Source organism: Actinosynnema sp. NPDC023587 (assembly GCF_040640215.1).
In the GTDB taxonomy this organism is placed as follows: Bacteria; Actinomycetota; Actinomycetes; order Mycobacteriales; family Pseudonocardiaceae; genus Actinosynnema.
The window spans coordinates 320,603-332,095 of sequence record NZ_JBFABG010000005.1; the positions used below are offsets into that span (position 1 = coordinate 320,603).

The following is an 11,493-nucleotide window of genomic DNA, read 5'->3' on the forward strand; positions in this document are numbered from 1 at the left end:
GTCCGGGGGTCGATCATGGGGGCATGACCCCCTCGTTCGACCCCCGCGCCCTGCTCACCGAGAGCCGCCTGGGCGTGCTGGCCACGATCAAGTCCGACGGCCGTCCGCAGCTCTCCCCCGTGACGCCGTTCTACGACCGGGCGGCGGAGGTCGTCCTCGTGTCGACCCGCGAGGGCCTGGCCAAGACGGCGAACCTGCGCCGCGACCCGCGCACCGCGCTGGAGGTCACCGGCGCGAACGGCCGGGCGTGGGCCACCGCCGAGGGCACGGCCACCCTCACCGGCCCCGGCACCGACCCCCACGGCCCCGAGGTCGAAGCCCTGGTCGACTACTACCGGGCCGCCGCCGGCGAGCACCCGGACTGGGACGAGTACCGGTCGGTGATGGTGGCCGACCGCCGGGTGCTGATCACGATCGCGGTCGAGCACGTGTACGGCGCGAAGCTCGACTGACCCGGCACCCGCGCCGAGGAGCCCGACCGGCCCCGGACCTGGCCCGGTTCAGGCGAACGCGCGTGTCCGGTCGGGGGCCAGGACCACCGGGTCCCCGACCGCGATCCGGCCCGGCACCACCACGGAGCCGTACACGCCGAGCGTCATCCCGTGCTGCTCCGCGATGGTCCGCAGGACGGTGGGGTCGCGCCGACCGGTGTCCGGGTCGACCGACACCACGCCGCACCGCCGGTCCTCGCGGTCCACGCGGAGCACCGCCTCGCCGATCGACAGCGACCCGCCGACCCACGCGTCCTCGGGGAACTCGCCCTCGGCGTCGACCAGCACGTTGGGCCGGAACCGCCGCTCGTCGGCCGCACCGACCGCCGCGACGCTCTGCGCGGTGAGCACCGACACGGGCGCGGAGTCGAACGCGCCCCCGTCCAGTTTCAGCGGCCAACCGCCGAGTTCCGCCGCCAACGCGGGGTCCGCGACGTCGTAGTCGACCCCGGACGGCGTGCGCACCACCACCGACCGGTCGGTCAGGCGCGGTCGGTAGCGCACGAGTTCCGGGCGCTGCCGCAGGGTCAGCCACGGGAATCCGCTGCCCGCCCGGCCTTCCCGCAGGAATCCCCAGCGCCGGTCCTCCGCGAGCCCGTGCCACGCCACCTCGGCGCGGTCCAGCGGCTCGCCCGCCATCGACTTGACCGGGTACCGGTGCAGAGCGGCGACCCTGCCGACCACAGTGGACACACGCGCCTCCTGACGAACGGGAGGCGCCCTTCGTGCCGGAACCGGGGGTCGAGCGTGGCGGACCTCGTCCGTCGCAGCGCCTCTCGTCCCCTCACCGGATGCTGGCACAGGCCGCCGAGGCCGGTCAACCGGTCACCCCCGCCCGGCGTGCCCGGCCGGCTCCGGGGCGGGCGCGGTGGTGCCGGAGCCCGACACTCCACTGTGGAGCATCTTCCCCGTCCACCGGCTCACCCCGTCCACCGGCTCACCGGGTCACCGGCACCCTCAAGTGGCGCGGTGCTCGTCGCCGGCCGGTCGGCGGGAGCCCGCGGGGCCGGCCTCGCGTCGGAGGCCCGGCGGGGTTTCGTCGCGGGTCGAAGGTCGGCCGGTCCGGCCGACCTCCCGGTGCACCGCTGGTTCACACACCGCGCAGCGGCGGGTAGGGCTCGCCCGGCGGGTGCTGCGGGCGGTTGGCGTCCCTGGCTTCCTGGAGCTGGTCCTCCAGGGTGACGATGCGGCAGGCCGCGTCCAGTCCGGTGCCCTGGTCCACCAGTTCCCGGACCCGGGCGGCCAGGCGCAACTGGGCCCGGGAGTAGCGGCGGTGCCCGCCGGCCGAGCGCTGCGGCTCGATCAGGTTGGCCTCGTCCAGGCTCCGCAGGAAGCCGGGCGACGTGCCGAGCATCTCCGCGGCCCGCCCCATGGTGTAGGCGGGGTAGTCGTCGTCGTCGAACCTCTCGGCCGTGGTCTGCGCCTCGGGGGCCAGGGGGCCGGGTGTCTCGTCTGGGTTCATCGCACCTCCGCATCACGAGGGGCCCCGGCGCAGATGCGCCGGGGCCCCGGGGTGTTGGATTCCACTTCCACCTAGCCGACCGTGAGACCGGCTTCCTCTGTCCGCGCAACCCGTACTAGCAGCGGGTGTTGCGGGGATCGCGTGTGCGTAACCGAAGACCACCTTCCAATCAGATGGAACCGCGGTACCCGTCCGGCCGAGTTCAGCCGAAGGCGGGCGATCCGATGGTGTGCAACCCTTCCCTTCTCCTCTGATCACTGACTCTTCTTGCCACCTCACGTGACGGTCGGCACCGGTCCTGATGCACATGCCGGAATCACCTCACCGACCATCCTTGGCCACGTCCCTGGAGCCCCGTCCACTGATCGGCTCCGGCACACCTGGCCGTACTGCACATCCTGTTGCGTACTTCAACTGCATTTCCACCAGCACTTCACCTGATCGTCGGCACCGGGATGCTTCCTCCGGTCCAATCCGCCGAACAACCCCTGGTCCACTGCCGAGGAGCCCCTTGCAACCAACCTGGCCCCAGCACGTCCGACCGTCTTGCGACAACCTCACGGGCAGTTCGTCATCTCCCGTGTTACTGACTTTCTCGCTTCCAACAAGGAGAACTCTACACACACCCACCGCTGAATGTCTACTCCCGCCGGCACAGATTTACTCGACCGGGTGACAGAGGAGAGCTGACCTGCGGTGATGAGGTCAAATTCCGCCGAGGCGGGACGGTCACCGCCCACCCGGCCGGCGCGGCGTACCGCTCACCGCCGGTCCGCACCAGCGCCTTCGCCGGCCAGCGCGGTCAGCACGGCGGTGCCCATCGTTCCCGGGTCCCGTTCCGCCCGGTGCACGGCGTCGACCACCGCGCGCACGTGCGGGACGGCTACGCCGTGCCGGGTGGCGAGCTCCAGCACCGGGCCGAGGATGTGGTCCACCTCGGTCGGCCGGTGGTGGATCGCCAGGTCCCGCCACACGCCGGTGCGGGTCTGCCGGTGGGCGACCCAGTAGGTGATCTGCGCCTGCCAGGCCGCTTCGACGGCGTCCCGGTCCGGCCGGGCATGCGCGGCGAACAGGGTGGGGTCGAAGCCGTCCACGGTCTCGCAGCGCACGCCCGCCGCCCCGGCCACCTCCACGACCTCGCCGACCAGCCGGCCGAACAGGGGGCGGTGCTCGGGACGGGCCAGCAGGACCGGCACGTCCTCGTCGGCCACCGCCGTGGCGAAGTACACCGCCGCGATCGCCGTCTTCGACCACAGGTAGCCGAAGATGTTGTCGGTGACCTCGGTGGGGTGGAACCCGCCGAGCAGCCGGGCCAGGTCGCGCACCCGGTCGCCGGCGGTGCCGTCGACCTCCCCGATGCGGAACGTGCCGGACCCGCCGTAGGTGATGCGGCCCGGTCCCTCGTAGAAGCCGCCGAACGTGACCAGGGCCCCGATCGTCCGGCGCGGCCCGACGACGTCCGCGATCGGGTACTCCTCCAACCCGTTCTGGAGCGACACCACGTACCCGTCGTCCGCCAGCAGCGGTGCCACCACCCGCAGCGCGTCCCGCGTGTGCCGGGACTTCACGCCCAGCAGCACGGTCCGCAGCGGCTCGGCCAGGTGCTCCGGCAGCACCGCGCGGGGCCGCACGGCGAAGTCCGCCTCACCGGAGATCCGCAGGCCGTCGGCGTTGATCGCGGCGACGTGCTCGGCGTTGGCGTCGACCAGGACCACGTCGTGCCCGGCCCGGTGCAGGTGGGCACCGATCAGGCCGCCGATGGCACCCGCGCCCACGATGTGGATGGTCATGTCAGGTCCCTCGTCAGCGGTAGGTGCGGGCGGCCGGTGTGCGAGCCGCCGCTGACGTCGACGACCGCCCCGGTGGTCCACGACGAGCGGTCGGACAGCAGGAACTCGCACGCCTCGGCGATGTCGGCCGGGTCGCCGGTGCGGCGCAGCGGGGTGGCCGCGAGGGTCTGCGCGAAGTAGTCCGGCACGTCCGGGGTGTCCGGCCGGATCACCTCGTCGAGCACCAGCCCCGGTGCGACGGCGTTGACCCGGATGCCGTGCGGGCCGCCTTCGATCGCGCTGACCTGGGTGAACATCTCGACCGCGGCCTTGGAAGAGCAGTAGTGGCCGCCGCCGGCGCGCGCGGACCTGGCCGCGCCCGAGGAGATGACGACGATCGCGCCCGGCGTGCCGCGCGCCACCCACCGCGTGAAGAGCTCGCGGGTGATCAGCATGACCGCGCGGACGTTCACCGCGAAGACCCGGTCCCACTCCGCGACCGTCATCTCGGCGACCGGCAGGTTCGGGTAGGTGCCGTGCGCGAGCACGACCCCGTCCAGCGGGCCCGCCGCCTCGGCCTGGGCCACGACGGCGGACAGGTCGGTGCCGGCGAGGTCGGCCAGGACGTCCACGTCGCCGGCCTGGTCCTGGGTGACCACCGAGGCACCCCGCGCGGCGAGGAGGTGCGCCGCGGCCCGCCCGATCCGGCCGGCGGCACCGGTGACCAGGTAGCGCCGCCCGCTCGGCCCGGTCATCCGAGGACACCTTCCAGGTAGGTCACGACGTCCCGCAGGCCCACCGCGACGCGGTTGCGCTCGCGCAGCAACCGGGAGTGCAGGAAGCGGAACTCCGCGCCGGCGGGGTCCAGCCCGGCGAGGCGGGGCGCGTCGGCCAGGCCGGGCAGGCCGCCGACGAACAGCGCCGGGTCGTGCCGGAACCGGTCGCCGCGGGTGTAGTCGAGCGGCACCAGCAGCCGGGACAGCCGCTGCGAGGTCGAGTTGAACCAGTCCGGGTCCGCCGAGTCCCGCGCGGTCCACAGGGCGTGCGCCAGGTCCCGCGCGCGCACCCCGCGCTCGACGGCCGACGACAGGTCGAGCCGGCCGGCGGAGGCCGTCTGGAGCTCGCGCAGCCGCGCGACGAGCGCGTCGCAGGCCGGGGTGAAGTCGAGCGGCAGCGCGGGATCGGTCAGCAGCCGCCACACCGCGTGCAGGTAGATCCGGGTGTCGCGGGCCAGCAGCTCGGGGTCGATCTTGTCGAGGGTGTCCTCGGGGGTGTGCCACCACCAGCCGGTGCCGTTGCCCTTGCGCGGCCCGCCGCCGAACACCGCCGCCTGGGCGTTGAGCAGCGCCGGGTCGATCGGCTGCTCGCTGAGGTTCGCGAAGATGGCGGGCACCCCGATGCCCCAGAACGACTGGTCGCCCGCGCGGTGCATCCGGCGGCCCGCCCAGTCCTGGCCGGCCTGCGCGCTCAGCGCCTCCTGCGCCAGCTCGCCGAGCTCGGCGGCCGAGGTCGCGTCGGCGACCACGGTGTTGCCGTTCCCGCCGGTCGAGTCGATGTTGACGTGCACGACCGCCCGCGCCTCCAGCTCCTCCCAGTGGTGGTCGGCGTACCAGGCCGACCCGGAGTAGCGGCCCTGGGAGTGCCCGGACCAGAACGCCAGGCGCAGCCCGCGCCGCCACCGGTCGCGGTGCGCGACGGCGATCCGGGCCACCTCGACCATGGTGGCGTTGGCGGTCCCGTTGTCCATCAGGCCGTAGTGCCACGTGTCGTGGTGGCCGGTGAAGAACACGAACGGCTCGGCGTCCCCGCCCCGGGGGCCGGCCAGGTCGGCGACCAGGATCGGGGTGGGCCGCCAGCCGGTGTCGATCTCGGTGTGCACGGTGACCTCACCGCCCCTCGCGGCCACCTCGCGCAGGCGCACGCCGTCGGTCGCGCCGACCGAGCACACCGCGGTGGCGGGCAACTGGTCGACGGTGTCGTCGCCGGGGCTGCCCCAGACCGGGGACACGCACATCTCGTGCAGCTTGTCGTGCGGGCTGACGTGCACCTGGGCGATCGCGCCCCGGCTGCCGGCCGCGATGGTCTGGTCGGGGCCGGGCACGCCGTCGACCAGCACCACGCAGCCGGTGACGTCCAGGCCGCGGTAGTCCTCGGCCGCGCCCCGGCCCACGGCCACCAGCCGCCCGGTCACCCCGGCCGCCGGGGTGGAGCGGGAGAACGACACGGCGAGCGCGGTCAGGGTGTCGCCGGCGACGTCCACCCGGGCCGACACCGGGAGGCTGATGTAGGCGTCGTGGCTGATCAACCGCGTGGTGCAGCCCAGGTCGTCGAGCAGGCCCCGCAGGTGGGCCAGGCCGTGCAGCTCCCCCGCCGTGCCCGCGTGCTTGGTCCAGCGCGCCAACGGCGTCAGCACGTCCATCAGGCGTTCGGCGGAGACCTCGTCGGTCACCCGGAGCACGTCGTCGGGCGCGGTGGCCCGGCCGTCCCCGGCGGGGGGCGCGCTGCCCGCTGTCTCGGTGTTGTTCACTGTGGACGGTCCTCTCGGGTTCACAGGGCGGCGGCGCTGCCCGCGCGGCGCGGTCCGGCGCAGCCGGACAGCCGGCCGTCGTCGCCGCGCCAGCTCATCTGGAAGGAGCCCAGGTGCCAGTCGTAGGCGGGCAGCGGCGACATCAGCAGGCCGCGCGCCATCACCCCCCGGGCCACCTGGTCGGGCACCCGGCTCTCCATGGAGAACTGGTAGTCGTCGCGCAGCGGGTAGAGCCGGGGTGCGTCCTCGGCGGCGTAGGGGTCCATCCCGTAGTCCAGGATGTTGGACAGGACCTGCGGCACGGTGCAGTAGACGCTGCCCGGCGAGCCCAGGCCCAGCACGGGGCGGCCGTCCTTGAGCACCAGGGTGTTGCCGATCGCGCACCGCATCCGGCCGCCGCCGGTGAACCAGCCGCCCAGCCACATGTCCATGCTGTTGACGCCGTTGCTGCCGATCATCGGCACACCGCCGATCACCTCGCCCGGGATTCCCGAGCCCTGCAAGGTGTTCATCGACTGCACCCAGTTGCCGTACTGGTCCACGATGGACAGCTCGCAACTGCCGGCGGACTGCGCCGGTGTGGTCGGGGGCAGGTGCCCGATCGCGGCCAGCCGGGCCGCGCCGCCGGTCACCTCGACGTGCTTGGTGAGGTCGATCTTGGGCTTGCCGCGGCGGATCAGGTCGGCCACCATCGCGTGGAACTCCCGCGACATCAGCACCTCGGCCGGGTCCTCGAAGATGCGCGGGTCGTTGACGAGGTTGGCCTCCTTGTCCGCGCGCCGCAGCGCGTGCGCCAGGTAGTACAGCGCCTCGGCCGACTCGGTGTAGTGGCCGACGGAGGTGATGTCGAGCTCGTCCAGGATGCCCAGCACCATCGAGCAGAACACGGCCTGCCGCTCCGGCGGCGAGAGCTGCACGATCTCGTGGCCCCGGTGCTCGTAGCGCAGCCCGCTGCCCCACTCCGGCCGGGAGACCGCCATGTGCTCCTCGGTGATGGGCCAGCCCAGTTCGTTGGCGCGGCGCAGGAAGTCCTGGGCCCAGCCGCCGGTGATGAAGTAGTCCGGGCCCTCCTCGGCCAGCCGCCGCATGGTGCGGTGCAGTTCCGGTTTGGGCCACCGGTCGCCGACCTGCGGCAGGTGCCCGCCGGGGGCGAAGTGGGCCCGGCCGGAGGGGGTGTAGAGGAAGAAGTCGTAGGACTGGGCCATCACCATGTGCTCGAACGAGTCCACGACGTGGCCGACCTCGGCCCAGTGCACGGCGGGCGCGCACAGCTCCGCCCACGGGCGGGTGGCGAAGCGCTCGTAGAGGGCCTTCATGCCGGGCATGAACCCCGGGATCACCGCGTAGGGCCCGGCACCGGTCGCCGAGTACTGGCTGCGCGGCGGCGGCACCCGGTGGAAGGGCGGCAGGTCCGGCGCGATCATGCCATGGCTGTTGAGCTCGTGCACCGTCCCGGTCTCGGCTTCCCAGAACAGCATGGTGAACATGCCGGCGTGGTTGGTCAGGTCCTGCTGCACGACGGCCTGCACCAGCGATCCGGCGATCAGGGCGTCCACCGCCGTGCCCCCGCCGGCCAGCACGTCGCGCATCGTGTCCGTGACGATCGGGTGCTGGCTGGAGCACACCGCCCGTCCGCCGGACACCGGGCTCTTGGGTCCGACCCGGCCCTCGTTGGTCATCGGACCACTCCTTCCTGATCGAGTCTGAGCACCGAGCCCACGAGTCGGGCGGTGTAGGGGTGCCCGGGGTTGTCGAGGACATCGGCCGTGCGGCCCTGTTCGACGATCTCGCCCTGGTGGAGCACCAGGACGCGCTCGGTCATCTGCCGGACGACGGACAGTTCGTGGGTGATGAAGAGCATGCTCATCCGGTACCGCTGCCGCAGTTCCCGCAGCAGCGACAGGACTTCCGCGCGGACCGACACGTCCAGCGCGGCCACCGGCTCGTCGCAGATCAGCAGGCGGGGCCGCAGCGCGACGGCCCGCGCGATCGCGATCCGCTGCCGCTCACCTCCGGAGAGCTGCGCCGGACGCCGCCGCGCGTGCTGCTCGGTGAGCCCGACCTGGGTGAGCAGCTCGGCGGTCTCGGCCCGGTGGTCGGCGGCCCGGTCGCGGGTGAGGATCGCCTCCCGCAGGGTGGTGCCGATGGTGCGGGCGGGGTTGAGCGAGGAGTACGGGTCCTGGAAGACCACCTGCACCAGGTGGGCGACGCCGCGCGCCTGGGCCCGGCTGAGCCGCTGGTAGTCGCCCAGGTCGAGCCCGCCCAGGTCGATGCTGCCGGAGTCCGGGTGGACCAGCCCGAGCAGCGCGCGGGCGATGGTGGTCTTGCCCGAGCCGGACTCGCCGACCAAACCGACCGACTCGTGCGCGCCGACGTCGAAGGAGACGCCCTTCACCGCCGTCGAGCGCCGCTTGGCACCGGCCAGGTCCCGGTAGGTCTTGCGCAGGTCGCGCACGGTGAGCAGGACACCGGGGTCGGCGACGGTGACGTCCCCGGTGTCCCGCTCCTCCTCCTCGGCGGTGCCGAGGAGTTCCGGGGCGATCTCGTCGACCCGGCGGCACGCCGTGGTGCGACCGGGCCCGGTGGACCGCAGGGCCGGCCGCTCGGCCACGCAGGCGTCCTCGGCCCAGGCGCAGCGGGACGCGAACCCGCACCGGTCGCCGACCGAGTCCGCCGGCGGCACCCGGCCGGGGATGGACCGCAGCCGCTCGACCCGGCGGTCGACCGGCAGGTGCGAGCGCAGCAGCCCGGACGTGTACGGGTGTCGCGGGGCGCGCCGCAGCTCGGCGGCGGGTGCCTGCTCGACCAGGCTCCCGGCGTACATGACCATGATCCGGTCGCACACCGAGAACGCCACGCCGAGGTCGTGGGTGACCAGCACCAGCGCCATCCCGCGCCGACGCCGCAACCGGTCGAGCATGTCGAGGATCTGCGCCTGCGTGGTGGCGTCCAGCGCGGTGGTGGGCTCGTCCGCGATGAGCAGCTCCGGGTCGCCGGCCAGCGCGGCGGCCAGCGCGACCCGCTGCCGCATCCCGCCGGAGAGCTGGAACGGGTAGCGGTGCGCCGTCTGCGCCGGGTCTAGGCCGACCTCCTCCAGCCGCCCGAAGACCTCCGCGCGCACCTCGGCGCGGTTGCGCCGGAGCTGGGCCGGCAGCCCTTCCGCCACGTGCGCGAACGCCGTCTGCACGGGGTTGAGCATCGAGAACGGGTCCTGCATCAGCAGGCTGATCCGACCGCCGCGCACGGCCCGCAGGTCGCGCTCGGCCAGGCCGAGCAGCTCCCACCCGTCGAAGGTCACCGAACCGGTCGCGCTCACCCCCCGGGGCAGCAGGCCGACCAGGGAGCGGACCGTGAGCGACTTGCCGCTGCCGGACTCGCCGACGATCCCGACCGAGGTCCCCGCCTCGACCGCGAAGCCCACGTCCCGCACCAGCTTGCGATCCTGGTGGCTGATGTCCACGCCGTCCACCGTGAGCAGACTCATCGTGCCTCCCGCCGTGCCGTGAGCCGGTCGTAGACGCTGTCGCCGAGCACGGTCGCGCAGGTCGCGGTGAGCATGATCATCACGGCCGGGGCGAGGGAGAGCCACGGCTCGAACAGGATCTGCTCGCGCCCGTCGGCGATCATGACCCCCCACTCCGCGCTGCCCGGCTGCCCGCCGATGCCCAGGAACGCCAACGCGGAGAACGCGATCAGGGCGACCACGAAGTCCAGCAGGAAGGTGGCCACCACCGTGGGCACGATGTTGGGCAGGATGTGCCGGAACATCACCGTGCGGGCGGGCAGCCGCAGGCTCTGCGCCGCCTCCACGTACGGGAGTCCGCTCTGGACGCTCGCGGCACTGCGGACCATGCGGATCGCGGTCGGCACCGACAGCAGCGCCAGCACCAGCACGGTCACCGCGTAGCCGCCCGAGGAGATGCCCACCACGACGATCGCGACCAGCAGCGCGGGCAGCGCGTACATCACGTCCACCAGCCGGCTGATCACCGCGTCCACGCGGCCCCGGTAGTACGCCGCGGCCAGGCCGAGGCAGACGCCGACCGCCACCGCGACCAGCGCCACCAGCAGCGGGCCGACCACCGCGACCCGGGCACCGGAGATCACCCGGGACAGCACGTCGCGGCCCAGCTCGTCGGTGCCCAGCCAGTGCCGCGCGCTCGGCCCGCTCGAACTGAGCATCAGGTCCTGCGCGTTCGGCGGGTACGGGGTGAGCGCGTCGCCGGTGACGACGCAGACCAGGATCACCGCGAGCGGCACGGCCGCGACGATCGCGGGTCCGCCCAGCCGCCTCACGACGCCACCTGCCGGGCCCGGATGCGCGGGTCGAGCAGGCCGGTGAGCACGTCGACCGCGAGGTTGACCAGGATGACGAACGCCGCGGCGACCATCGCGATCCCCTGCACCACCGGGATGTCCTTCGAGTTGACCGAGACCACCAGCAGCGACCCGACGCCGGGCAGCGAGAACACCGTCTCGACGAGCACGGCACCGGACAGCGCGGCGATCAGCACCACGCCCGAGGACGTCACGATCGGCACCGCCGCGTTGCGCAGCGCGTACTTGACCAGCACCCGCCCCGACGACACGCCGCGCGCACGGGCGAAGGTGATGTAGTCCTGGTCCATCACGTCCAACATCGCCGCCCTCGTCTGCCGCAGCACGATCGCCATCAACGCGGTGGCCAGGGACACCGCGGGGAGGGTGAGGTGCCGGACACCGTCGGCGAAGCCCTCCCCCGCCCCGAACACCGGGAACCAGTCGAGCAGCACGCCGAACACGTAGACCAGCAGCAGCCCGACCGCGAACGGCGGCGCGCTCATCCCGAACGCGGCCACCGTGGACACCACGCGGTCCGTGCCGGCACCCCGGCGCAGCCCGGCGGCGGCACCCAGCGGGATGCCGAGCAGCACCACCAGCAGCAGCGCGAACAACGCCAACTGGAACGACATCGGCAGGGTCTGGCCCAGCGCGTCGAGCACGTCCTCGCCGGAGCGGACCGACGTGCCGAAGTCGAACCGGACCGCCGAGGCCAGCCACCGGCCGTACTGCACGAAGAACGGGTCGTCGAGGTGGTACTTCCGCGTCGTCGCCTCGATCAGCTCCGGCGTGGTCGGCGCGGTGCCCATGAGCGTCGCCAGGAGCGATCCCGGTGCCAGCGCCAGCAGGCTGAACACCAGGAACGACACCAGCACCAGCATCGCGACCATCGCGGCGAGCCGCCTGGCCAGGAACCTGATCATG

10 protein-coding genes are annotated in these 11,493 nt (G+C 73.2%); 1 reads left to right on the forward strand and 9 read right to left on the reverse strand.

Features of this window, described 5'->3' with window-relative positions; all coding sequences use genetic code 11:
• Positions 1–23 precede the first annotated feature (23 nt).
• Positions 24–452 carry a PPOX class F420-dependent oxidoreductase gene (locus tag AB0G01_RS17135; protein ID WP_360946179.1) on the forward strand — a complete coding sequence of 143 codons (429 nt, stop codon included), beginning with the start codon at positions 24–26 and terminating at the stop codon, positions 450–452.
• Between the two features lie 48 nt (positions 453–500).
• Here AB0G01_RS17135 and AB0G01_RS17140 read toward each other — a convergent pair whose 3' ends face one another.
• From AB0G01_RS17140 to AB0G01_RS17180, 9 genes are all read right to left on the reverse strand, one after another.
• A complete protein-coding gene (locus AB0G01_RS17140) occupies positions 501–1,184 on the reverse strand; it encodes an MOSC N-terminal beta barrel domain-containing protein (RefSeq protein ID WP_360946182.1) in 684 nt (227 codons plus the stop codon).
• A 397-nt stretch (positions 1,185–1,581) separates the two neighbouring features.
• Positions 1,582–1,953 carry a MerR family transcriptional regulator gene (locus AB0G01_RS17145; protein WP_360946185.1) on the reverse strand — a complete coding sequence of 124 codons (372 nt, stop codon included), beginning with the start codon at positions 1,951–1,953 and terminating at the stop codon, positions 1,582–1,584.
• 761 nt (positions 1,954–2,714) lie between these two features.
• Entirely contained in the window at positions 2,715–3,743 is a 1,029-nt protein-coding gene (locus tag AB0G01_RS17150; RefSeq protein ID WP_360946188.1) for a 2-dehydropantoate 2-reductase, read from the reverse strand.
• Complete coding sequence (locus AB0G01_RS17155) at positions 3,740–4,477, reverse strand: SDR family oxidoreductase (RefSeq protein WP_360946191.1); 738 nt, start codon at positions 4,475–4,477, stop codon at positions 3,740–3,742. The genes AB0G01_RS17150 and AB0G01_RS17155 overlap by 4 nt, the downstream gene beginning before the upstream one ends.
• The gene (locus tag AB0G01_RS17160) at positions 4,474–6,249 is read right to left on the reverse strand and encodes a M28 family peptidase (protein WP_360946194.1); all 1,776 of its coding nucleotides are present in this window, start codon (positions 6,247–6,249) and stop codon (positions 4,474–4,476) included. Before AB0G01_RS17160 ends, AB0G01_RS17155 begins: the two co-directional genes overlap by 4 nt.
• Positions 6,250–6,269: 20 nt before the next feature.
• A complete protein-coding gene (locus AB0G01_RS17165) occupies positions 6,270–7,928 on the reverse strand; it encodes a gamma-glutamyltransferase (protein WP_360946197.1) in 1,659 nt (552 codons plus the stop codon).
• Positions 7,925–9,733 carry an ABC transporter ATP-binding protein gene (locus tag AB0G01_RS17170; RefSeq protein WP_360946200.1) on the reverse strand — a complete coding sequence of 603 codons (1,809 nt, stop codon included), beginning with the start codon at positions 9,731–9,733 and terminating at the stop codon, positions 7,925–7,927. Before AB0G01_RS17170 ends, AB0G01_RS17165 begins: the two co-directional genes overlap by 4 nt.
• Positions 9,730–10,545 (reverse strand): ABC transporter permease, encoded by an 816-nt coding sequence (locus tag AB0G01_RS17175; RefSeq protein WP_360946203.1) that lies wholly within the window; start codon positions 10,543–10,545, stop codon positions 9,730–9,732. The genes AB0G01_RS17170 and AB0G01_RS17175 overlap by 4 nt, the downstream gene beginning before the upstream one ends.
• Positions 10,542–11,492, reverse strand: a complete 951-nt coding sequence (locus AB0G01_RS17180; RefSeq protein ID WP_360946206.1) for an ABC transporter permease — start codon at positions 11,490–11,492, stop codon at positions 10,542–10,544. The genes AB0G01_RS17175 and AB0G01_RS17180 overlap by 4 nt, the downstream gene beginning before the upstream one ends.
• Position 11,493 lies beyond the last annotated feature (1 nt).